The organism is Pseudoalteromonas sp. 2CM28B (assembly GCF_023161935.1).
In genome coordinates, this window is sequence record NZ_JALNTH010000001.1 from 299,058 (window position 1) to 322,726 (window position 23,669).

The following is a 23,669-nucleotide window of genomic DNA, read 5'->3' on the forward strand; positions in this document are numbered from 1 at the left end:
CTAAAAGCTAAAAGCTAAAAGCTAAAAGCTAAAAGCTAAAAGCTAAAAGCTAAAAGCTAAAAGCTAAAAGCTAAAAGCTAAAAGTGCTCATATAGTAAACACTTTCGCCCTATGCTTTAATATTAAAAAAGGGAGGGCGTTATGCATAAAAATCGATTTTTATTTAATAAACACTTTGCTGCAATGGCTGCGCTAGGGGCTTTAGCTGCGCCGTTACCTGTATTGAGTAACGAGCCTGGGGTATTAGTCGAGCAGCTTTGTGCCAGTTGCCATAGTTTAAACAACCTTGAGCGCAGTGCGGGTTATAGCCAAGCGGATTGGCAAACACTCATAAGCTATATGGTTGATACCGGCGAGGGTACTGCGCTTAGTAAAGATATTAGCGCGTATTTAGCTAAGCATTACCCTGTTAACACTAAGCGCGAGTCAACGGTGGTTAAAGGCGATTTAAAACTTAGCTTTAAATACTGGCAAGTGCCTACGCTTGGGCAGCGCGCTCGCGACCCTGTGCAAGGTAAAAACGGGCTTATTTGGTGGGTTGGCCAGTGGGGCAATATTTTAGGTAGGTTAAACCCTAAAACCGGTGAAATGAAAGAGTACACTTTGCCAAATGGTACATATGCGCACAGTGTATCGCTTGATAAAAACCAAACCCCTTGGTTTTTAGGTAATAAAAATGGCACGGTTGGGTATTTAGATTTAAAAACCGAAAAATTTAAAGTGTATAAAATGCCTGATAAAAACGCCCGTGACCCACATACAGGCGTATTTGATGATGCGGGTATATTTTGGTTTACCCTGCAGCACAGCAACATGATTGGCAGGCTAAACCCTAAAAGCGGCGATATTAAGCTGGCTACTTTACCCACTAAAGGCTCGCGGCCTTATGGTATAAAGCTTGATTCTAGCGGGACGCCGTGGGTGTCGTGTAATGGCAGTAACTGTTTGGTTAAAGTTGATAAAAACACCATGGAGCTTAGCGAAATAAAACTCCCAGGTGCTAAAACACATACTAGGCGCCTTGCTATTACGCCTGATGATATGGTGTTTTATGTAAACTCTGGCATGGGTAAACTTGGTCGCTATAACCCCAAAAACGGTAAAATAACGCAGTGGGATAATCCCAGCGGCGAAAACAGCCACCCGTATGCCATTGAATATGCCGATAATGCTATTTGGTTTAATGAGTCGGCTAAGCGCCCCGAAACGCTGGTTAGGTTTGATTTAAAAACTCAAACCATGCAAAGCTGGCAAATTCCGAGTAAAGAAGGGGTTTACTCTGGCTTAATTAGGCACATGCGTATGGGCAATAACGGCTTAATTATTCATCAAACGGCTACTAATCAATTAGCCGAAATTACTTGGTCTAAGTAATTGAGTTTATTAACGCGTTATATAAAAGCGCTTAGCGTTAGTGCATTTATTTATGTGGTAGGAGTTTTTTACAACGGTTAGCAATATTTACTGTGTAAATGAAAGCAGTAGTTTCGGTTTGTTATTTAACTTATTGATTAATAAATACAATTTAAGTGGTTTGGGTTTTGCTTAGTAATAGCTGTATTTTTTAAATAAATAAAGGAGTTATTATGAGCACGGTTATTACTGGGTTATTTGAAAGCGCATCACAAGCAACACTGGCTATTTATAGATTAGAAGCATTAGGTATTAATGAAGCTGATATAAGCATTGTTGCCAATGACTCATACGCAAAGGAAGACTTTGCCTTAGACGAGGGAACCAAAGCGGCTGAAGGCGGCATTGTTGGTGCAGCGTCTGGTGGTATTATAGCTGCAATTGTTGGCGGTTTTACTGCCGTAGGTACCGTGGCAACCGGTGGTACAGGTTTATTAGTAGCAGGCCCACTAGTGGCTGCTTTTGCAGCGGGCGGCGCTGGTGCTGCGGTTGGCGGAAGTTTAGGCGCTGCTATTGGGGCGTTTATTCCTGAACACGAAGTTAAATTTTACGAAGACGCCATTGAGAAAGGCTCTATATTAATTGGTGTTAAGTACAACAGCGATAACAAAAGCGCGATTGAAGAAATACTTAAAAATGCAGGCGCGAGTAGTGTGTCTACCGCGTAAAGCTAATTAGTTTAAAGTAATAAAAAAGGTGAAACTTAGTTTCACCTTTTTTTATGCTTTTTTACGTTGCACTTTAGTAGCTATTAGCTTACTTAGATTTACGTTTGTCGAGCACATAATGTACGGCCATTCTTGCCACGCCTGCACCAATGCCAGATACCACTGCCCATGTAACGGCTTCTTTAAGATCTGTATGCTCGCTTGGCTTGTCTTTTGGGGCGGGCTCGTTGGTTACCTTTTCCCACGACTTTTGTAAACTTTTTCTGGTTAGCATGCCAGCTGATGCGGCGGCTAGGCCTATACCTAGTGTTTTAATTAGTTGCTTGTTACTCATAATTCCCTCGATTGTTTAATAGCGATAGGGTCATCTATAACCCGTTTAATAACACTAGTATGTTCAGCAATTAGTATACCGATAGCGCAGAAGGCGTTGTGAGCATGGTTTATTTTAGCATGTGCATGTGCCGTGTATTTTTATTAAACGCGCTGTGCTATTGGCTTAGCGCGGTATTAGTAAATGCACTATTAAGTGTTTAAGCTGCTTTTTTACCCGTTTTGAGCGGTACTTAGTATTAGGCGGGTGGGCGTGTTAAGCCTGTAAAGTTGTCATTTCTTTTGTAAATTTGCACTAGTTTTTGTGCAGCGTTTAAGCAAAAACACGCAGTAAATTTTAAGTATGTGTAGTGGTTAATTATCTAGCCTTGTTTATTTTATTTTTAATCAATGCGTTACGTTTAGCGCAGGTGAAATTTTTTGCCTACAGTGAGCTTGGTATAGAGATTGTACCTAATAACTGAGCAGTCGCGTTATTTACAAACCTGATACTACATGAGGAGATCACGATGAATTGTTTACAGTTTGATTCAACCGCTAAAAAAAGCGTAGCACGTATTTTTAAACCAGCTTGCGCCATATTATTTACCGCTGCAATGCTACAAAATAGCGCATTGGCGAATGTAGATGTTGATATGCATGCAGTAAGTAAGTCGGGGCAAGGTGAGCTACTTGGCACCGTTACACTGACAGAAAATGAGCACGGGGTGGTATTTACCCCTGCGCTTAAAGGCTTAACGCCTGGGCAGCATGGCTTTCATGTTCATCAATATGCTAGCTGCGAGCCAAAGCAAAAAAACGGTAAAGTTGTACCGGCCGGTGCTGCTGGTGGGCACTTTGATCCTAACAGCGCTAAACACCACGATGAACCCTGGAGTAATGGCCACTTAGGCGATTTACCTGCGTTATTTATAAATGAGCGTGGCGAAGCTAAATCGCCTGTTTTAGCGCCAAGGCTCAAGCTTGAGCAGCTTAAACAACACGCAGTGATGATCCACAAAGGGGGCGACAATTATGCCGACGAACCCAAGAAATTAGGTGGCGGTGGTAAACGTGTTGCGTGCGGCGTAATTAAGTAATTCGGAGATTATTTATGCCTTATCAAAACACAAACGAGTTACCGGATTCGGTAAAAAGTAACTTACCTAAACATGCCCAAGAGATATATCAAGAGGCGTTTAATAGCGCGTGGGATACCTACGAGGACCCAAGCGAGAGAAAAAACGACGACGACCGCGAAACCACAGCGCATAAAGTGGCTTGGTCTGCGGTTAAAAATAGCTACAGTAAAAATGATAATGGAAATTGGGTTAAGTCGAGTAATTAGTTACTTGTACAAGTAAAAAACCAATGCATAAAAATGTCGCTACAAAAGTTGTAGCGGCTTTTTTATAGCGCAATTAGGCTACTCGCTTTTGTGTTTGCGGCGTTTATAAAAGGCAAAACCACCCACTACACAGGCTAATATAACCGCCATAATAATAGTAAATGCCCACGGCCCAAAATTAGCAATGGCAGGGAGAGCAAGGGCGGTAACAATACCGCCGCCAACCACGGGCTCATAAAGTGGTTGTTTGTAACTAAAGGGGCGAATATGCTCGCTTGGGTTTGAGGTAGCCTGTTTTAGCATTAACAGCCCAACCGCCGTAGTGCCCATAGATTGCCCAAGCTCGCCAATTCCTCTCACTTTCCAATCCTTTGGGAAAAACCACCCACCAAAGAAAAAGTAAATAGCTGCACTATAGGCAACCCCCACTGCGCCTAAAATTAAAATACTTTGCCAATATTTAGCAAGTACCGATAAGTTAAGCGCACCCAGTGCGGCAATTATTAGTAAATCGAGGGAGAGGTTAGAAAGCAGGTTTATTTGATAGTGACTAATTAAGTTACCCATGCCTGATTTATTAAGCACTATTTGCACCACTAAACCCACCATCATCGCAATGGGGAATAAAGGCATGTACTCAAGTATTTTTACCGATGAATCGGCAAAAAGGCTTTTTTCGGCTACTTGTAAGCCACTAAGAATAAGCCAAGCAACAATAACAACTGTGCCTAAAATAGCAAAGTGCAGGCCAAATGGGCGGTCTTTTACCTCTACTTTTTCGTCGTGGCTAATTTCAAGTTCTTGGTCGCCCCCATCGGTGCGGTTAGACATAATAGTCCCTAATATGATGGCGCTTATAAGGCCTATTGTTGCTATACCTAACCCCAAGTCCATACCTTTTGCAAAATCGATACTTTCAAAAGTGGATTGCAGGCCAGCTACGGTGCCATGCCCGCCCTGAAAACCCACCGCAATGAGTGCGCCGGCAACTTCGTTGGTATCAAATAAAGGGGCAAGTACTAATAATGCCGTGATCATACCCACCACATATTGGCCTATAGCAATGCTGTAGCCAAAGCTTAAATTGGGTAGGCTTTGATTTAGCTATTGTTTAATTGTAGGTATTTTTTTACCTAAAAATAAACCTGCAAACACCACTACAATTAAATACCCAGGTAACTCCTTCCATATGCTTGTGACCTTTTCATCTATCCATAAATTAGTGCCTTGGAGCGACAAATTAATATACTCACCAAGTAATTGTGGCCCTAATAAAAGAGCTAATACGCCAGCAATTAAAGATGAGGGCACAATTAAGCCCTTTAAAAATGTGTACTTAATTAAATTACCTAGCGTTAAAAAAAAGGCCAGTAGTAGTAACGACTTAAAAAATATAGCTATATCCATAACTGATTTAACCTATGTTTTATGCTCCTTTAAACTACTCACTAATAAAAAGAGCTATACATGTTTGAGTGCTAAATACGCTAAGTAGCAATATATATTCCAGCGATTTTTAAATTTTAAGTTATTGATAATTCTATTTTAAATATTTAATGCTGAATTGAGTGCAACGGCTTTACAGAGTGTTTGTATAATTTTCAAACTAAAGTGTTAGGTAATTACACAGGGAGCGCGCTAAACACTCGTGTGAGTTTCGCTTAAATGTGCGTTACTATTTGGCAAAATTAAGTTTGTTTAAACCCATTGGGATTACGTTGAATTATTTAGCTCACCTTTACTTTGCACAACCAACTGCCGATTCACACTTTGGCAATTTATTAGGTGATTTTGGTGGACGCAGGCACGCAGAATACCTGCCCAATAGCGTTAAAAGTGCACTAGAAAACCATTACTTAGTCGATAAATTTACCGACTCTCACCCGTTAGTAAAAACCACTAAGCAGTACTTTTCACCCGAGCGAAAGCGCTTTGCGGGCGTAGCGATTGACGTGCTGTTTGATCACTTTTTAATTAGGCATTGGCAGCAATTTAATAAACACCCTTTATATGATTTTAAACGCAGCAGCTACGCACTTTTAAATGAGCGCATAGCAGTTATGCCACCGCGCATGCAGCATGTTGTAACCAGCATGACTACAAACGATTGGTTTAAAGAATACGAAACGATAGAAGGGGTAGGGCTTGCGCTTGATAACATAGCCAAACGCATTCGTTTTACTAATAACTTTGCAGGTTCCGCTGAGGATATAGCGCAAAACTACCATGAGTTAGAATCGGTATTTTTAGCATTTTTCCCTGAGTTAATTGAACATGTTAATGAACATGCCTTAGAAAGGGCGTATTAAAAACAATGCTGAAATGTGTTTAGTATTGAACGTGCATTATTACGTGTACTGCTAGTTTATTTTTTTAAATTTCGCGGCTCTATTATTGCCACTTGTATAGCTTAAAGGATTAACTAAATATGGATTTTTCTACGATTTTGGTCACGCTATTAGGCCAACTTTGGTACTTTATACCGCTGTTTATTTGTATTGGGGTTTTTAAAACACCTTGGTTCAAAGGAGCGATGGGAGAGTGGCAAGTTAATGTGCTAATTAAACTGTTTTTAAATAAGGCAGATTACACGTTAATTAAAAATGTGACACTGCCTACTTTTGAAAACGGCATTGAAAATGGCACTACGCAAATTGATCATATTATTGTGTCTGAGTTTGGTGTGTTTGTGGTGGAAACTAAAAACATGAAAGGTTGGATTTTTGGTTCAGCAAATCAAAAAATGTGGACACAAAAAATTTTTAAACACTCATCAAAATTTCAAAACCCCCTGCATCAAAACTACAAGCATTTAAAAACACTTGAGTCGTGTTTAGGTATAAACAGTAACGCATTATTTTCGGTTATTATTTTTATTGGCGACAGCACATTTAAAACTAAACTACCTGAAAATGTTAGGTTTGCACGCGGCGGTATTGAGTACATTAAAAGTAAAACCGAGCGAGTACTTAGTGCTAATACTAAAAACGATATAGTAAATACAATTGAAAGCGGAAAATTAAAGCCAAGTTTTAAAACAAATCGCCAACATGTAAGCCATGTAAAAACAATTATTGAACATAAGCAGGCGCCAAAAAAAGAACGCTCAGAAACTCAGATATGCTCACGTTGCGGTGAGAAAATGGTACTACGTAAAGCAAAGAAAGGTACTAATATAGGAAATACGTTCTTTGGCTGTAGTGCATTCCCTAAATGTAGAAATAGTGTTGAAATTTAAAAGGAAGTAGATTTTATGCCCGATGTAACGGCACTGTTTTATATAGCTATTATGGCTTTTTATTTATTACACAAAAACGAAGAAGCCAAAATATTAGTTCCCGTTATTGGCTTTGCAGCAATCCCCCTTTTTAGTAACGATTACTGGCAATGGTTTCAGCTCAGTGCGGCATTGAGTGTTGTGGTTATAGTGATAGAAAAAGAGAAAGCAGGGTATACAGGCGGCGGTGCTGTTTCGGCATTTGCTGCATTTTTTATCGGCGCTTTATTAGTTAGTATTTTTATACACGCGACTTCGTCTGCGGTTACTAGTTTAAACTCTACAAGCTTTAATTTTAAACATCCACTAAGTTACGAATGGCCTAGGGAGGTTGTAATTTTATATGCGTCTGCGCTTATAACTGCATTGCTTGGGATATTGTTTAACGTTCGTATGCTTGTAGCTTTTTATGGCGCAGTAATTATTGCGGGATTGCTTGCAGTTTTACCTCATTTTTGTGGCTCTTTTTTATATGGCTTAGCATTAAGTGTAATTATTATTGTAGTCACTTTTTTGGTAGCGCTTATTAAAAAGGCACAAGAAGAAGCGCGCGTTACATTTATTTATATTGGGGCAGGGTTAATGCAGGTGAGTTGTTTGGTTAAGTACTTTAGCTAAGTAATACATGTTATTTGAACGACTGCTCAAGTTGTGGTTTAATTGTAGCCACTACTTTTAGGAGCGTTTTATGATCAAATTTTATTTTCACCATACACCTAACCCAATGAAGGTTGCTTTGTTTTTAGAAGAAACAGGCTTACCGTTTGAACTTGTGCCACTTGATACCTTAAAAGGTGAGCAACACACACCTGAGTTTAAAGCCATCAATCCTAACGCAAAAGCACCAGCCATTGTTGATGGTGAAACTCGTGTGTTTGATTCGAACGCTATATTAATGTACCTAAGTGAAAAACACGGTAAGTTAGCAGGTAAGCCAGAGAATCGCGCCGAAATGCTTTCATGGTTAATGTTTATAGCATCGGGCTTTGGGCCGTATTCGGGGCAAAGTGTACACTTTAGACACATGGCGCCTGAAGGGCTTGATTACGCCGTTAACCGCTACTTGCGTGAGGCGCAGCGCCATTACGAAGTGCTTGATGCACACCTTGAAGGTCGCGACTTTATAGTGGGTGATGAATACACTATTGCTGATGTATCTGCTTGGGGTTGGATTGATAAAGCGCCAGTAGTACTTGGTGAAGAAGGCCTAGCGCCATACCCTAATTTAAAACGTTGGTTTGAAAGCATTGATAGCCGCCCAGCGGTTGCGCGTGCACGCAAAATTGGCACCGATGTCGCCTTTAAAAAAGAGTTTGATGAAGAAGCCAAACGTGCGTTTTTCCCATCTAACTACCCGAAGAGCTAACGCTTAAAAAGTAAAAAAGGGCAATTAATATTGCCCTTTTTTTATGTATATTAATTGCTTAGCTTTATTATAATGCCACTAAGCTTTGCGTGAGCATTGCTTTAATTTGTTTAACTATGTTGGCTTCTGTTTCGGGTTCAAATTGTTGAATACGCGGGGTATGGATATGCCCAGTAGGAATGCTCGAATTTAGCGCGTCACGCAGTCGAATACTACGATACGATATTTCGTTAGACAAATAACCACCCCCGCCGCCATTTACCGCAACACTGTTTTTAAGCGCGCCGTACGAGCCGGCTTTAAAGGTTTTATTAAGTGTAGTTACTTCGCGGTTGTCGATTACTTTATATGGGCCTTTGGCGTTTTGCATGGCGCTTACTGGTAGGCTAAATTTTACAAACTCATTACCAGGTAGTGGGCGGCCATTTAGCTTGGGTATAACAGGACTTGTTTGCGTACCACCGTAGACAATATTGGCGTTATCTGGCGCGGTTACGCTGCGGCGTTTACCAGGAAAGTGCTCTAAATCAAACTCGGTTCTACCCATACTAACCGTTACAACCATATCGACGTTATTAAGTGCGTAGTAGGGGGCAAGGAGTGATTCTATTATACCTTGGTCAAAGTCTTCGTAGCGTACTGGTACCATAACCGTGTTAATTTCGGCGCTAACGCCATTGTAATTAATAACTTGGCCGTCGAGTAACAATGCGGCGACCCCAGATGGGTTACTTTGGTTGATATTTTTGTCGAGTAAAAAAGGGTCAAATCCGGTAAGTATAATTTTTTTATCACTGCCTGATGAAAAAGCTAAATCGGTGCGGCCTCGGCTGCCCTCTTCAAGCATGCTTAGCAGCGTATTTATTTGTGCGTCAGATAGCTCAACGTTAGCTGCGGTTGTACGTATTATTTTGCTTGAAAGCAAGCGCGCCCAGTAAAGTGCTCGGTCGTCGTAATTGTTAGTTTTAATAATGCGTTGCTTAGCGCTTTCCCACAGCTCAAAACTATAGGTTTGAATGAGCTGCTTTGCCTCTTTAAAGCTATTGAGCGCTTTAAACTGTTGCTCAAAGGTGGTTACTTCTTTATTAAAGGCGTTTAACACAGTGGGCATAGCTGTTTGTGCTTTGCTGATGCGTTGTTCTTCAACGGTGAGTGGATTACTTAAAGCTGCGAATGAAGAGGCCATTAAGCTGGTTGCTAGTAATACTTTGATCATGATACTCCTAATTAAGCCGTTGTTATTTGAGTAACTTACTATCCTACTATTAAACAGTGAGGGCAATTGTTTAAAGTTGAATTAACTGATATCTGGTACGGATGGAATGTTACATTATTACATTTTGATGAATTTAGCAAAGCGCCGCACTTCTAGGGAGTTATTTCCTTTACTATAGATTTAATAAAAAACACGGGAATAAAATAATGGTTTCTAGAAGAGAGTTTTTATTTAGTGCAGGCTCGCTTGCGTTTATTGGCTTATCGCGCAGCGCAATGGGTAACGTTGCTTTACCTGAAGTAACAACAAAGTTACCTGCTTATGGCCCATTAATAGCCGACCCTCAGGCCTTATTAGATTTACCTAAAGGCTTTAGTTATCGGGTTATATCGGCACTTGGCGATAAAATGGATGATGGTTTAGACGTACCCGACCGTGCCGATGGCATGGGTTGTATTGCATTAGATAACGAACGCGTAGCCCTTATACGTAACCATGAGTTACAACCTAAACACATTAATAAAGCATCTGATTTAATTAGTAACCACAAAACCCCCTTAGCCTATGATTCATTTAAAAATGGTGTAGCTTTGCCAGGGGGCACTAGCCATATTATTTATAACGTAAAAGAGCAAAAACGAGAGCAAGAGTATTTATCGCTGTGTGGCACAATAAGAAACTGCTCAGGCGGTGTAACGCCGTGGGGCAGTTGGCTAACCTGCGAAGAAACCGTTATGGATAAAAGCGATGGCTTGTCTCAATCTCACGGTTACATTTTTGAGGTACCAGCCAGCGCCAAAGGCCTAATTAAGCCAGAGCCATTATATGATATGGGCCGCTTTAACCATGAAGCCGCAGCAATAGACCCACAAACCGGTATTGTTTATTTAACTGAAGATAGAGGCGATAGTTTGTTTTATCGGTTTATTCCTCATCATCGCGATAAGTTAAATAAAGGCGGCACATTGCAAGCGATGGTAATTAAAAACCAGCCTCAGTTTGATAGCCGAAATTGGGATTCACCGGCCATGCCACTACACAGCGACCTTTTAGTTGAATGGATAACGCTCACAAACCCTAAAAGCCCAAATGATGACCTACGTAAGCAAGGTTATAAAAAAGGTGCAGCCTTATTTGCACGAGGAGAGGGAATACATTGGGGTAAAAGTGAGCTTTATTTTTGCTGTACTAATGGGGGCAAAAAGCAGTTAGGTCAGGTAATGAAGTACACACCTTCAAAAAACGAAGGCACTGAGTTAGAGCAAAATGAGCCTGGTAAAATACAACTATTTGTAGAAAGTACAAACGAGTCGTTATACAACTTTGGTGATAATTTAACGGTAGCGCCTAACGGGCATTTAATTGTATGTGAGGATCAATACACAGACACGGTGAATAACCATTTACGCGGGGTAACACCTAAAGGAGAGGTGTATAACTTTGCTAAATTGCATGCGCAAACAGAGCTTGCTGGGGCGTGTTTTTCACCAGACGGGCAAACCTTGTTTGTAAACGTATACATGCCAACTAAAACGTTGGCTATTACTGGTCCTTGGGATAGTTTTAAGCTTTAAAGTGGTAAAAAATACAAACGCTTAGCATGCCTATACTAGGCGTTTGTATTTTAACAATCCTTGTAGGTTTACCAAATCCGTTAGCAAGCTTTAATCATCCTTGGTGCATTTACTACATCCTTTATGTAATAAGCAACGGGTCCTTGTAGTTTGCACTTCATCCTGTACCTACTTATGTAACGTATCCTTGTATCTTTATTAGTCCTTTAACTCTTATTAACATTCCTTGTATGGCAAAGTGGGTAATAAATTAATGATTTAGTTTACCTGCAGACGATTCAATGTGTGCACGTACAAACCATTGAAACTGCTCTAAGTCACCTAGCTGGCTGGTGATCATATCCTCTGATACTGGGTCTAATTCAGACAGCGTGCCAATGGCTTTGCGGTGGTCGGCGTTTACGCCACTGTATACTTTGTCTAATGCACCTAAATGCTCTACTACAAAGGCTTTACCTAATGAGTATTCTTCCCATGTGCGGCGATCTACAATTGACTTAGGTGTACCTTGTGGCGTACCGCCTAATGTAGCAATACGCTCTGCTATGGTGTCGGTCATTTCGCGAATAGCATCGACTTGTGGGTCTAACATTTCATGCACACCAATAAAGCTTGGGCCTACTACATTCCAGTGAATATGCTTCAAAGTAAGTTGTAAGTCTAAAAGCGCTACGAGTCGGTTATCGAGTGTTTCAATTGTTTTTTTTGCTGATTCGTTATCCATACCTGGGGCTGTAAATTCAATTGGGTGTTGTGAGTTACTCATAATGTCTCCCGTTGTGTAATTTGTTGTATGTAGCCATTGCTACCATTTAACTTGCAATACATGAAGCAAAGCCTATGCCTATCAAGTTTATTTGTTTAAATTATTGATATTTAATGTTTTATTTTTAATTGGGTACGTAGGGTTAAAAAGGGAGAGGCGTAGAATATGAATTTTATGCACTTATTTTTGTAAATTGTGCACAGTAGTAAAAAAGCTGTGGCTGTTTATCGAAAGAGTTGAAATTTGTTTATGCTCAATAAGGCGTAGTCTGTGTAATACATCTACCTAAAGTACCTAGTCTTACAATTCATGCCGTTATTAAATTGCCTTTAAAGCTCACCTTAATATTGCACGCGCTACAACCTCTAAATAAAACCCAGTAAATAAGCTAAGCAAGGGTATACAAAATATAAAGGCGCTTATTTATTACCTGCGTAATGATTAATTCAGGTGTTTTATACAGGGCTAACGCTGCTCTTTTAAAGCCGCGCTACTGGGCTTTACTGCTTAGATTTTAAAAATCAGCCTTTGTGCTTATTTAATCTCTTTAGTTGGTGAATGCTCACTGATATACTCCCGCCGCATTTTAATTGGGGTTATGTAAATAAATCATGAATTTTTTAAAAACACTGTTTACAACATCTATACTGCTTTTGTCTCACTCAGCACTAGCAGAAAATTGGAGCGTCACACAGCTTCACACAAATTTTGGCGATGCCTTAAATCCCTTTACCGGGGAGTCGTCATTTACACGCACCTACACCATAGAGCATGCCTCAGAGCATGACTTAGGTGATAACTACTTTTTTATCGACTTTTTAAACGACAGCCTTAGTGATGGTTTTCAAGATACGGGTATATATGGCGAGTGGTACACAACACTTAGCTTATCAAAAGCCTTTGATACCTCTGTGCGTTATGGTGCAATAAAAGACACAGGTTTAGTGTTTGGTATAAACGCCGGTGAAGAGGGGTTGATGAAATACACCCCAGGCATCAAGCTCAGCTGGGATGCCCCTGGCTTTGATTTTTTAACAACTACTTTTGCAGGTTACATTGATGCCAATGGCGGCGTGCAAAAAGATCAGCTAGCCAAGCAAGACAACAGTATTTTTATAGACCTTGCATGGGGTGCACCTTTTACACTAGCTAGCCAAGCATTTTATTTTACCGGCCACGTAGAATATATTTCTGGGCGTGATGACGAACTAGGCAATAAAGTTAATGAGTGGTTGCTTGCTCAACCCGCTGTGCATTGGGATGTAGGGCAAAACTTTAATTTAAACCCGCAGCAGTTGATGGTAGGGGTAGAGTGGCGCTATTGGTACAACAAGTTAGGGACTAATAAAATAGAAAACCAGCCCTTTTTACATGCTATTTGGGTATTTTAAGCAAAGCTTGCTTTGCTAGGCTGATAAAAAAATAGCGCCTTTTGGCGCTATTTTTAGTCAGTGTGGTTGGAACTTTAAGTGGTTGGTTGTTACTCGTAACCACGAGGTTTTTTGGTTTTAATAACTGCAATATAAGCATGCCAACTGGCGTAACTAAGCAAAGGCATAATTACAATAAAGCCCGTGGCGCCGGTAGCAAAACCAACAGCTACCAATAAAAATATACAAATTGACCATACCACCATAGCGGCAAAGTTAGTTTTTACAGCGTTCATAGAGCTTATTACAGCGGTCATAATATCTACTCGGCGCTCCATCATTATTTGTGGAGCAAAAGCAGAAAGCGAAAATACAGTCACCAGTAATACCCCTCCTATTATGCTGCCTAACGTTAAAAACGCCGATAACTCTTCAAAGGTGGGATTGGCGTGGCTAGGATATAAAGCATGCACAAGCGCGGCTAAACGCATCCAAGCAATCATGATAACCATTAGCATTATTGCAAAGCCCCATTCGCCTACTGGGTTTCTAAACATCGACTTTATAGAGTGGCTAAGTGTGGGTTTATGCCCTTTTTCAAGCTCCCATGCTACATCGTAAAGGCCTGCCGCAAAGGCTGGGCCTATTAATGCAAACGCCACGGTTGCAGGCAGTATTACTAAATATGTACCTGTAAACATTGCCCAGTAAACAATAGCAACAGGAATAAGGGTAAATATTACCCCGTAAATAAGGCTCAATATGGGCGCACGGGCCATGTCTTTAAATGCCAGTGCTAGCCAGTGAAAAGCCGCAAATGTGTTTACCTTATTGCATTCAATGCAGCGGGCAAATTCAGAGTGTTTATTAATCGTATTTGTTGTTGGCATAACAACGCTCCTTAACAAGGTGTCTCTTAAAGGTTTAGAACACATTGGCTTTATTTACAAATTGAACAATATATACGCAATAAAAATATTTTCGGTCAATTTATGTACTGATTTGTTTTTGTAACTGTTATTGGTGATAAAAATGAAAGGCAAATACAGCGAATAAGTAAAAATTCGTAATTTGGTTAATAAAAAGTTAACATCAAATGTTTAATGTGATTTTATATTTACAACCAGTCTAACAGGAACAATAAAATGGACGAGATAATAAATAATATTGATGTAAATCAGTATTTGCCGGCAGCAGTAATGTGGGCAACAAATATTCTAATGGCAATTGTTATATTACTAATAGGCTTATGGCTTGCGGGTAAAGTGCGTAATATGATTATTAGTTTATGCCATAAATACACTCACTTTGATGACACGCTGTTTCGCTTTTTAGGCAGTATGGCGCGCTATGTTATTTTAGCGTTTGTATTTATTGCCGTGTTAAACCGCTTTGGTGTGCAAACAGCTTCAATTATTGCGCTATTAGGTGCGGCAGGTTTAGCTATTGGGTTAGCGCTGCAAGGTGCTATGTCTAACTTAGCTGCAGGTGTAATGTTACTTATATTTAGACCTTACAAAGTAAACGACTTTATTGAAGCCGCAGGGCGCTTTGGTAAAGTGACCGAGGTTGATATGTTTACAACAATTTTGCAAACGTTCGATAATCAGCAAGTTATTATCCCAAATAGCCAAATTTGGGGAGCGCAAATTATTAATCACTCGCATCATCCTATTCGCGGCGTAGATATGCACTTTGGTGTGGCATACGATGAAAACACCGACGCTGTTCGCAAAGTTATTGATAGCGTGCTTGAGGCTCACCCACACATACTAAAAGACCCTGCTCCTTTTGTTGAAGTAGAAACACTAAACAACAGCTCGGTAGACTTTTTAGTAAGACCTTTTTGTAAAGGCGAGCACTACTTCGAAATTTTATACACGGTGCCAGAGCTGATTAAAAAAGCCCTTGATGAAAACAATATCGAAATTCCATTCCCACATCGTAAAGTTATTTTAGTTAACGAGAATAAAGATTAAGGCTTAAGCCTAAGAGCACTTTTTAAGTGCTCTTTTTTTGTCTGAAAAAGTTACACGCCTGTGTAATTTTTTCTTTTATAAATTACCTCAAATACTACTTTTTTGTCTGTACAGCCCTTTTTTTACTAGGTTGGATGGCTGGTCTTTATTTTGCATTTGCATAGTCGCTTTTAATTTAAAGCCCATAAAAACTATCGACCCATTAAATCAAATTGTATGAAGGACTAAACATGGCTGAATCATTTAAATACTCAGGCAATAAAGGGCATGGTGGCGAATTACATCAAAAGGCTTCTGATGAATACCCAACGATGACCACCGCGCAAGGGTGCCCTGTTAGCGACGATCAAAACTCATTACGTGCAGGCAAGCGCGGCCCAGGTTTATTAGAAGATCATGTAATGCGCGAAAAGCTGTTTCACTTTGATCACGAACGCATTCCAGAGCGTGTGGTACATGCCAGAGGCTACGGTGCTCATGGTTATTTTGAAACCTACGATACGCTTGAAGATTTAACTTGTGCTGATATTTTTCAGCGCAAAGGTGAAAAAACACCGGTATTTGCACGGTTCTCAACTGTGGCAGGGAATAAAGGGTCTCCCGATTTAGCACGTGATGTTCGCGGGTTTGCTGTTAAATTTTACACCCAAGAAGGAAACTGGGATTTAGTGGGTAACAACATACCTGTATTTTTTATTCAAGATGCAATGAAGTTTCCTGATTTAATTCACTCAGCTAAGGCTGAACCAGACCGTGGTTTTCCACAAGCGCAAACCGCGCACGATAACTTTTGGGACTTTGTAAGTTTATCGCCTGAGTCAATTCATATGATTATGTGGGCCATGTCAGATAGAGCCATACCGCGCTCTTTACGCTTTATGGAAGGCTTTGGTGTTCATACCTTTAAATTTATTAATGCAAATGGCGATGAAAAATTTGTTAAGTTTCATTGGAAACCAAAAGCCGGTATGCAGTCAGTAGTGTGGAACGAAGCGCTTAAACTTAATGGCGCAGACCCTGATTTTCATCGCAGAGACATGTGGGAATCTATTGGTAAAGGCGACTTCCCAGAGTGGGAGCTGGGTGTACAAGTGTTTGATCAGCAATTTGCTGATGAATTTGAATTTGATGTTTTTGATGCCACCAAGCTTATACCTGAAGAGCAAGTACCCGTAAAAATTGTGGGCCGCATGGTGCTTGACCGTGTAGTTGATAACTTTTTTGCCGAAACAGAGCAAGTTGCTTTTTGTACACAAAACATTGTACCTGGGCTTGATTTTACACCTGACCCATTACTGCAAGGGCGTAACTTTTCGTATTTAGATACTCAAACCAAACGCTTAGGCGGTCCTAACTTTACGCATATTCCGGTTAATGCGCCTAAATGCCCAATGCGTCATTTTCAACAAGATGGCCACATGGCAATGCATAACCCTAAAGGGCGTGCTAACTACGAGCCAAACTCGTGGAGCGGCGATGAGCATAACCCCCGCGAATGCCCAGTGCATGGCTTTAAAAGCTCAAGCGAGCCAGAAGTAAGCGGTGGAGATAAGCTGCGTTATCGCTCAGAAACATTTAGCGATCACTACAGCCAAGCGCGCCAATTTTACTTAAGCCAAACAGACGTAGAGCAAGCGCACATTCAATATGCGTTTGTATTTGAGCTTTCAAAAGTAGAGCATGTGCCGATTCGTGAGCGTGTGGTTTCGCACTTATTAAATGTAGATAACACATTAGCGCAAGAAGTTGCAAAAGGCCTGCGCCTGCAAGATATGCCAGAGCCGGCTGAAGCTGCTATGCCAACGCGTAACGATTTACCTGTATCAGATGCGCTAAGTATTTTAAAAAATGCGCCAGATACCTTTAAAGGTCGTAAGTTAGGTATTTTAGTGAGCGATGGCTTTGATGCTGATATTTTTAATTCGGTTACAAATGCCTTAGACGCTGAAGGTGCTAACTACGAAATTGTGGCCGCACAAGTAGGGGGTGCATGTTGTAGTAAAGGTAAGCATGTAGCAGCGGATCAAGTAATCAATGGCGGCCCTTCGGTGCTTTATGATGCGGTGATGGTACTTGCAACGCAAGAGGGCGCTAAGAAGCTTGCTGGTATCCCTGAGGCGAAAGACTTTGTGAGCGATGCGTTCGCGCACATGAAATACATAGGCTACACAAAAGATGCCATGGCATTATTTGAAGCCGCAGGGCTTGATGGTAAAGCCGACGATGGGTGGATAGATTTAAACATGCACTCTGCAGATAAATTTATTGAAACATTGCGCAATTTAAGATTTTGGCAGCGTTAGAACAAAACGCTTTAGCAAATAAAAACCACACCCTGTAAAGGGTGTGGTTTTTTTATGGCTAACTGGTTATGGTATTAACTCTTAAACAGTAACTAATTGGATTTATTATGAAGCTTAAAGGCGCTTGTCACTGTGGCAAAGTAACGTTTAGTGTGAGCTCTAAACACCCTTACCCTTATAACTTATGTTACTGCTCTATTTGTCGTAAAACGGCCGGCAGTGGCGGGTTTGTTATAAACTTGAACGCACAATACAGCACGCTTGAGGTTACAGGGCGTGAGCATATTACTATTTATCATGCCAAAGTGGGTGATAAAACCAGCCCCGCTGAGCGCCATTTTTGTAAGCACTGCAGCAGTAACTTGTGGTTATATGATTCGCGATGGCCTGAGCAAGTTCATCCCTTTGCTGGCGCAATAGACAGCGAATTACCCGTACCGCCAGAGCACACCCATTTAATGCTTGCTAGTAAGGCCAATTGGGTTACCCCGCATATTCAAAAGAATGATAAACAGTTTGATGAATACCCCGATGAAAGCATTGCAGCGTGGCACCAACGTTTAAACTTAGAGCAATAATACGCTGGCTAAAGTGCGCTGCATCGTACTTAAAAGGGCATACCCCCCAGTTAATGGGGTAAAATTTTAATGATTAACAGTGCACTGTGAGGCGTTACTTTGTGTACAGTAATGAAAGTCGGTGTAATAGTGAGATTGCGCAGGCTTTTTATTATATAAAATGTAGTCGTGCATTAGCTTGGTGCTCAAGCGGCCCATTTCAAAAGGGTTTTGCCCTATGTTAGCCGAAGATAGACCCCTGCTTAACACATTGAGCTGTATCTCTTCTGTATCGGCAGAAACAATAATAATGTCTTTATCGGCAATACGTTGCTTAAAAGGCGCTAAGGCATTTACGTAATGAGGGTTAAATTGTGCAAACCCCGCCACAGCTAAAAAAATGGGTGGGTTGTCCATTTTTAATAAATGCATTAACTGCTTTAGTGACTCTTCGCGCTTACCTAAACTAAATAAGGGGCAGCGACTATGTTCGCGCCAGCCGTTTTTACCTGATAGGTGCGCTGTCGCTTGATCAGGCAGCGCGTACCTAACCCCTGCAATACGCTTGTTTAAATTAGGGGTTGTATGGTGCCCCGACTGCATGCAAAGCGTATTATTTGCTTTGTTGGTCAGTTTTTTTACTTGCTCGCCTAAGGCAACGCCAAAGTCGAAGTTGTTACTGCCTACGTAGGCTAGGCGGAACTGTTGGTGTTTTTCTAGCAGGTCAGAATCAAACGTTATAACAGGAATGTTTTTGCTTTTAAGCGCCATTAATGAACGAGTGACCAAATGCTGAGAGTCGGTTGTTGCTACGATTAACCCATCTATTTTTTGGTCAACTAACCTATTAATGACCATAGATTGGCTACGAATATCTTGAAAGTCTTTTGGTCCATCGTACTTGCATTCTATTTCAGGGTGCTCATTACTAAAGTGCAAACAGCCTTTAAAGGCTTGCTGATAAAAAGAGTCGTTTTTTGTTTTACCTACAATGGCAATCACAACTTTAGCCACGCTTTGGTGGGCAAATAAAGCACACCAGCTTAAAACTAAATACTTCAGAACTTTATACTTTTTAGCGGCTAGGCTAATTTTAGCTAACATTATAAAAGTCCTAAGCAAATAAAAGTAAGATATATATTACAGCTAGTATAGTTATTGACCACAAATTGGCTAATTTAATTATAGTGACTTAAATGAGTTAACACGTTGAAAGAAGTGTTTTTAACCTATAGGCTAAATACATACACCCATAAAAAATAATGGAGAGCGTTATGACTGTTTCAGCAATTCCCAAAGGGTTTAGTTCGGTAACACCGTACTTAATTATAGAAGGTGCTCAGCAAGCTATTTGTTTTTATCGTGATGCATTTAATGCGCAGTTAGTAATGCAAATGCCGCTGCCAGAGGGCGGTATAGCCCATGCTGAAATTATAATTGGCGACTCCCACATTATGATTTCGGACTCATGCCCGGACGAGTCATTTAAAAGCCCCAATGCACTTGGTGGCACACCGGTAAGTTTAATGCTTTACGTAGAAGATGTAGACAGCGTATTTAAAAAGGCAATTGAACTTGGCGCTACAGAAGTACGCCCAGTGCACGACCAGTTTTATGGTGATAGAGCCGGCACCCTACAAGACCCATTCGGGCATATTTGGACCATAGGCACCCATAAAGAAGATTTAAGTGAGCAAGAAATTAACCAACGAATGGCCGACTTAATGTCAAAAGAGCAAGATGCTTAGCGAAACTTGCCCTGCGTTTGAGCTAAATTGTTTACCCTAAATTTATCGCTAAATATTTTATTTCGTCACCGTTTATTTGCGGTAAAAAATAAATATCTTGGTACTTAAAATATTGTTGATCGTTAATCGTGACTGCCTCTGCCGAAATAGGGAGGGTGTCGTAGGTTTGCCCTAAATCATAATTTTTAGCACTGCCTACCTTAATAGCCTGATTAACCACTATTTTAGGCTCATCAACTACTCTATAACCATTATTATCTGCCACGTAATATACATTTTGGTAGGTATAGTAAGTGGTATTGTGGCGTTTAAAGTGTGAATAATGCCTTGGTAGAGAGCGTATTCTTAAGCCTCTTGGTGGCTTAACTACGTGGTAGCCTCTTTTTGCTTTTCTGTAGTAAATACCATCACTAAATGTAAACGTAATGCCATTAAATCTGATTGAAGCACTATTGCGCGGTAAATGATTAAAATAATGCCCAGGCCGGTAGGTCACTACGTTGTGGCGATTATGTTTAAAATAATTACGAGTGCGTTGCTGCTGTTTGTAATGGGCAACTTTGCGCTTTTGCTCTTTGCGGTGCTCGCGTTTGGCTTGTTTGCGCTCTTTACGGTCGTTTTTTTTATATTCTATACGCTGTTTTTTGTCATCGCGGCGCTCATCTCGTTTGTATTCGATGCGTTTTGCGCGCTCATTATTAAAACTTTTTGCGTGTTCTCGCTCATTGGGTGCTGCATATGCAGCGCCAGATACTGCACTTATGGCAAGTAGAGCAGGGAGTAATTGAGTCAGTTTCATACTAGTGCCTCGTGTATGTTGTTACATAACTGGGTTCAATACTAGCGCTTTAAACTGAATGGTAACTGACATGTAACCGATAACAGGGGCGTGTTTACAGCTTTTTACTAACGTTTACTGTTCTTGACACAAGCCAACGTTTTCTCACATTTTTGACGATTTTAGGAACTTTTAAAACGCTTTAAGTTGCGTAACTAATTGTTACGGAAAGTGCTTTTAACACTTGCCGTAATTTATAATTAGCCTGAATTTGGATAATAAATCTATCTCGAGCAGCTATTTTCAGTGCTAACCGCGCTTAATTTACTTGCAATAGGCCAGCTATTGACGCGTAAATTTACCTTATTTTCACTGAAAATCTCTGGCTAGAGAAAATAAACTTAAATATCATTATGGTTCAATATGTTAGTAAATCTCTAACCAGAGTTCAGGTTAATTAGCGTTTAGGTTTTTCGGGTAGGGCGGCTTTTAGTTGCTCCGGTGTTACGTTAAGTGCCTTTGCTACAACCGTTAAATCGGCATTAGGGCCGCCGGCTTCTTGCATTGCTTGCATAAGCGCTTCTTCGCTAACGCCTAGTTTGTTAGCTGCCTCAGCAAACCCCGGTGGCGACATGCCGCCGTTAGGGCCACCCGCTTTTGGACCGCCTCCACCAGGTGGTTCATGGCGAGTTATTTTAGTGCCTTCAGGTGGCTTAGCCCCTACACCCGCTTGTGCTGTGGTCGTAAAATTATTTTGTGCAACCACGCCTTTTAAGCACTTAGGTAAGTTAGGGAATGTATTACTTGCATGGTAGTGGTAAGTGACTATGCCGCTTTCGCCTGCGGGGCCTGTGTGGCCATTACAGCTATCAAGCTCGGTTGGGGATGTACCATCAATTTCTTGGCTTCCGTAAATTGGGTAGCCATCAAAGCCATAACCAAACAGGGCGCTTGGCTTTTGCGTTAAATTATTACAGTTGGCGTTTACATGTTCGTGTTTATATACGCTGTCTATATCACTGGCGGTGCCGTGGTAGTGGTACCAACCGCCCGGATCAATATGACCTGCGCAGGTATCAAGCGCGGGTAAATGCCCAGTATGTTGCACACTTGGCGCATCCGAAAAAATAGGCACACCCGCAAGCGCTATACCCACTTTAGATACAGTGCCCAGCGCTGTTGATTGCTCAGACATAACAGGGTGCAGTGGTAAAAGGGCGGTAATTTCTACGCTTTTATCTACCGATACATTAATACATGCATGATCAACGGTTGGGCGAATGGTCGCGTTATCAACAATATGCACGTTGCCGTCTTCATCGTAAAAGGTAAAACCTTGCTCGTTAAGCATGGTTAAAAATGCTTTATCTAACCTATATAGCCCCGCATCGGTGCCATCCCAATCCCAAATTCCACCTACGTCGTCGAGTGTTTCTGGGCAAAAAGGGCCGACTTCAATGTTGTCGGGCTGATATTTTAAAACAACCTGAGCACACTGAGTTTGTAAGCCGTTTTCAAGCGTACATTCAACAGTTTGTGGCAGCTTTACCATGGCTTTAATATTAAATTCATCGGTATTTATAAGCGTGTTTTTAGCGCTTTTAGTTTCTGGGGAGGCAGGTGTACTTTCGCTTTTTATCTGCTCGCCACATGCAGTTAAAAGTACCGTGGCACTAATCAGGCAAAATGCGAGCTTAGTTTTTGTAGTGTTAACGCTAGGCGCTTTTAAACGACTTCGTTTAATTGTTCTCATACTTACCCCAAAACGATTTATATACGTAGGTTTTAGTATGGCAATAAATTGTGCAAATAAAATGAAAGTTTTAAAAGAGTTATTGATATGTTTGAGATGCATGGCTAGCTTTTAATTAACATTATTGGGAGTTGTTATTAAGTTATTTAATAAACTTACACGATTAAATACGAAGTATAAAAGTACAAGTTAGCAACTGCTGTTTTTACTTGCCCAAGGTTTACCAATAAAGCTCCATATATTTAAAGCGCAAAAAGCACAAACCTAGGTTTGTGCTTTTATATTTTACGGTTAAATAATTATATTTTTTCCCAGTAGGGTTCGTCACCAAAGTAGCCGCTAAAGTAGTCTATAAAGGCCCTTACTTTTGGCGCTAATAAACGCGAACTTGGGTACACACTCCAAATAGCGGTGTCGGATGCAAGTGGGTAATCTTGTAAAATTTGTACCAGCTCACCACTTTGTAGTTTTTTATAGGCACACCAGCTCGACATTAGCGTAATACCTAAGCCTTGCACGCACGCATCGCGCACCGCTTCACCGTTATCGGCTTGTAATACGTTATTGGTTTTAATATTTTGTGTGCCCTCGGGTGTAATAAACGACCACGTAGTTAAACCATGTAAATTAACACAGGTATGATTTTTTAAATCTTGCGGTGTTGTTGGGGTGCCGTGTTTTGCAAGGTAATTAGGCGATGCGCAAATTAAGCGTTTATCGCGGGCAACCTTTCGGGCTATAAGGGTTGAGTCGTTTAGGGCGGCGTCGCGTATTGCTATATCAAAACCACCGCCAACCATATCAATAATGCTATCGCTTAAGCGTAAATCAATTGTCAGGTCGGGGTATTGCTCAATAAATCCAGCCAATGCAGGAATAATATGCATACGCCCGAACGAAGCAGGGGCGGTAATGCGCAATTTTCCTTGTGGAGTTACACTGCCAATACCTACCGAGGCGCGTGCCATTTCAACATTGGCAAGCACTTCCTCGGCGTGGGGTAAAAAAGCTTGGCCCTCTTCGGTTAGCGATACTTTTCGGGTTGTACGATGAATGAGTTTAACGCCGAGCGTTTCTTCAAGCTTATTCATTTGGGCACTAGAAACCGCAGCCGACAAACCTAACTCCTTGCCAGCTAAGCTAATATTGTGTGTTGTTGCGATTCTGACAAACAGATTTAAATGGGCAATGTTCATTATCAAATTTTTCAATAAACTGATTATTTAAACAACTATATTATC

General features: G+C 40.9%; 24 protein-coding genes. 14 read left to right on the forward strand and 10 right to left on the reverse strand.

Features of this window, described 5'->3' with window-relative positions; translation table 11 throughout:
* Positions 1–141 precede the first annotated feature (141 nt).
* Together MTN96_RS01380 and MTN96_RS01385 are read left to right on the forward strand one after the other, a co-directional pair.
* The gene (locus MTN96_RS01380) at positions 142–1,374 is read left to right on the forward strand and encodes a cytochrome C (RefSeq protein ID WP_248530549.1); all 1,233 of its coding nucleotides are present in this window, start codon (positions 142–144) and stop codon (positions 1,372–1,374) included.
* 212 nt (positions 1,375–1,586) lie between these two features.
* Positions 1,587–2,081, forward strand: a complete 495-nt coding sequence (locus MTN96_RS01385; RefSeq protein WP_054982822.1) for a hypothetical protein — start codon at positions 1,587–1,589, stop codon at positions 2,079–2,081.
* 88 nt (positions 2,082–2,169) lie between these two features.
* Here MTN96_RS01385 and MTN96_RS01390 read toward each other — a convergent pair whose 3' ends face one another.
* On the reverse strand, positions 2,170–2,415 hold the full coding sequence (locus MTN96_RS01390) for a DUF4235 domain-containing protein (RefSeq protein WP_004587585.1): 246 nt from the start codon (positions 2,413–2,415) through the stop codon (positions 2,170–2,172).
* 508 nt (positions 2,416–2,923) lie between these two features.
* Between MTN96_RS01390 and sodC the strand changes: the two genes are divergently transcribed.
* Positions 2,924–3,493: a superoxide dismutase [Cu-Zn] SodC gene (gene sodC, locus MTN96_RS01395; RefSeq protein ID WP_282451837.1), complete on the forward strand. Its 570-nt coding sequence runs from the start codon at positions 2,924–2,926 to the stop codon at positions 3,491–3,493.
* A gap of 14 nt (positions 3,494–3,507) precedes the next feature.
* Positions 3,508–3,741 (forward strand): ChaB family protein, encoded by a 234-nt coding sequence (locus MTN96_RS01400; RefSeq protein WP_055252757.1) that lies wholly within the window; start codon positions 3,508–3,510, stop codon positions 3,739–3,741.
* Between the two features lie 78 nt (positions 3,742–3,819).
* Here MTN96_RS01400 and MTN96_RS01405 read toward each other — a convergent pair whose 3' ends face one another.
* A complete protein-coding gene (locus tag MTN96_RS01405) occupies positions 3,820–4,779 on the reverse strand; it encodes a sodium:glutamate symporter (RefSeq protein ID WP_248530550.1) in 960 nt (319 codons plus the stop codon).
* A gap of 66 nt (positions 4,780–4,845) precedes the next feature.
* Entirely contained in the window at positions 4,846–5,148 is a 303-nt protein-coding gene (locus MTN96_RS01410) for a hypothetical protein (RefSeq protein WP_248530551.1), read from the reverse strand.
* A 311-nt stretch (positions 5,149–5,459) separates the two neighbouring features.
* Between MTN96_RS01410 and MTN96_RS01415 the strand changes: the two genes are divergently transcribed.
* The 4 genes from MTN96_RS01415 (at position 5,460) to MTN96_RS01430 (ending at position 8,384) form a co-directional block, all read left to right on the forward strand.
* A complete protein-coding gene (locus MTN96_RS01415) occupies positions 5,460–6,050 on the forward strand; it encodes an ACP phosphodiesterase (protein ID WP_248530552.1) in 591 nt (196 codons plus the stop codon).
* Positions 6,051–6,169: 119 nt separating this feature from the next.
* Entirely contained in the window at positions 6,170–6,979 is an 810-nt protein-coding gene (locus tag MTN96_RS01420; protein WP_248530553.1) for an NERD domain-containing protein, read from the forward strand.
* Positions 6,980–6,994: 15 nt separating this feature from the next.
* Positions 6,995–7,636 (forward strand): hypothetical protein, encoded by a 642-nt coding sequence (locus MTN96_RS01425; RefSeq protein ID WP_248530554.1) that lies wholly within the window; start codon positions 6,995–6,997, stop codon positions 7,634–7,636.
* Positions 7,637–7,706: 70 nt separating this feature from the next.
* On the forward strand, positions 7,707–8,384 hold the full coding sequence (locus MTN96_RS01430) for a glutathione S-transferase family protein (protein WP_248530555.1): 678 nt from the start codon (positions 7,707–7,709) through the stop codon (positions 8,382–8,384).
* Between the two features lie 67 nt (positions 8,385–8,451).
* On the opposite strand, the gene MTN96_RS01435 is transcribed toward MTN96_RS01430, so the two are convergent.
* Positions 8,452–9,600: a hypothetical protein gene (locus tag MTN96_RS01435; protein WP_248530556.1), complete on the reverse strand. Its 1,149-nt coding sequence runs from the start codon at positions 9,598–9,600 to the stop codon at positions 8,452–8,454.
* 206 nt (positions 9,601–9,806) lie between these two features.
* Between MTN96_RS01435 and MTN96_RS01440 the strand changes: the two genes are divergently transcribed.
* Complete coding sequence (locus tag MTN96_RS01440; protein WP_248530557.1) at positions 9,807–11,174, forward strand: alkaline phosphatase PhoX; 1,368 nt, start codon at positions 9,807–9,809, stop codon at positions 11,172–11,174.
* A gap of 250 nt (positions 11,175–11,424) precedes the next feature.
* On the opposite strand, the gene dps is transcribed toward MTN96_RS01440, so the two are convergent.
* Positions 11,425–11,940, reverse strand: coding sequence for a DNA starvation/stationary phase protection protein Dps (gene dps / locus MTN96_RS01445; protein ID WP_004587573.1), 516 nt, complete (start codon positions 11,938–11,940; stop codon positions 11,425–11,427).
* Positions 11,941–12,551: 611 nt separating this feature from the next.
* Here dps and MTN96_RS01450 point away from each other — a divergent pair.
* Complete coding sequence (locus MTN96_RS01450) at positions 12,552–13,331, forward strand: nucleoside-binding protein (RefSeq protein WP_055252763.1); 780 nt, start codon at positions 12,552–12,554, stop codon at positions 13,329–13,331.
* Positions 13,332–13,420: 89 nt separating this feature from the next.
* On the opposite strand, the gene MTN96_RS01455 is transcribed toward MTN96_RS01450, so the two are convergent.
* The gene (locus MTN96_RS01455) at positions 13,421–14,200 is read right to left on the reverse strand and encodes a DUF2189 domain-containing protein (protein WP_248530558.1); all 780 of its coding nucleotides are present in this window, start codon (positions 14,198–14,200) and stop codon (positions 13,421–13,423) included.
* Between the two features lie 255 nt (positions 14,201–14,455).
* Between MTN96_RS01455 and MTN96_RS01460 the strand changes: the two genes are divergently transcribed.
* From MTN96_RS01460 to MTN96_RS01470, 3 genes are all read left to right on the forward strand, one after another.
* Entirely contained in the window at positions 14,456–15,289 is an 834-nt protein-coding gene (locus MTN96_RS01460; RefSeq protein ID WP_004589490.1) for a mechanosensitive ion channel family protein, read from the forward strand.
* Between the two features lie 230 nt (positions 15,290–15,519).
* Positions 15,520–17,592, forward strand: a complete 2,073-nt coding sequence (locus MTN96_RS01465) for a catalase (RefSeq protein WP_055252765.1) — start codon at positions 15,520–15,522, stop codon at positions 17,590–17,592.
* Between the two features lie 107 nt (positions 17,593–17,699).
* Positions 17,700–18,170, forward strand: a complete 471-nt coding sequence (locus MTN96_RS01470; RefSeq protein ID WP_054982811.1) for a GFA family protein — start codon at positions 17,700–17,702, stop codon at positions 18,168–18,170.
* Positions 18,171–18,236: 66 nt separating this feature from the next.
* Here MTN96_RS01470 and MTN96_RS01475 read toward each other — a convergent pair whose 3' ends face one another.
* Positions 18,237–19,253 (reverse strand): substrate-binding domain-containing protein, encoded by a 1,017-nt coding sequence (locus tag MTN96_RS01475; protein WP_248530559.1) that lies wholly within the window; start codon positions 19,251–19,253, stop codon positions 18,237–18,239.
* A gap of 170 nt (positions 19,254–19,423) precedes the next feature.
* On the opposite strand from MTN96_RS01475, the gene MTN96_RS01480 reads away from it, so the two are divergent.
* Complete coding sequence (locus tag MTN96_RS01480) at positions 19,424–19,897, forward strand: VOC family protein (RefSeq protein ID WP_004588872.1); 474 nt, start codon at positions 19,424–19,426, stop codon at positions 19,895–19,897.
* A gap of 31 nt (positions 19,898–19,928) precedes the next feature.
* Here the strand turns inward: MTN96_RS01480 and MTN96_RS01485 are convergent, their stop codons facing one another.
* The 3 genes from MTN96_RS01485 to MTN96_RS01495 all read right to left on the reverse strand — a co-directional run bounded on the left by MTN96_RS01485 (position 19,929) and on the right by MTN96_RS01495 (position 23,624).
* On the reverse strand, positions 19,929–20,696 hold the full coding sequence (locus tag MTN96_RS01485; protein WP_004588873.1) for a DUF6515 family protein: 768 nt from the start codon (positions 20,694–20,696) through the stop codon (positions 19,929–19,931).
* 436 nt (positions 20,697–21,132) lie between these two features.
* A complete protein-coding gene (locus MTN96_RS01490) occupies positions 21,133–22,428 on the reverse strand; it encodes a YHYH protein (protein ID WP_248530560.1) in 1,296 nt (431 codons plus the stop codon).
* A gap of 299 nt (positions 22,429–22,727) precedes the next feature.
* Positions 22,728–23,624, reverse strand: coding sequence for a LysR family transcriptional regulator (locus MTN96_RS01495; protein WP_039972407.1), 897 nt, complete (start codon positions 23,622–23,624; stop codon positions 22,728–22,730).
* Positions 23,625–23,669 lie beyond the last annotated feature (45 nt).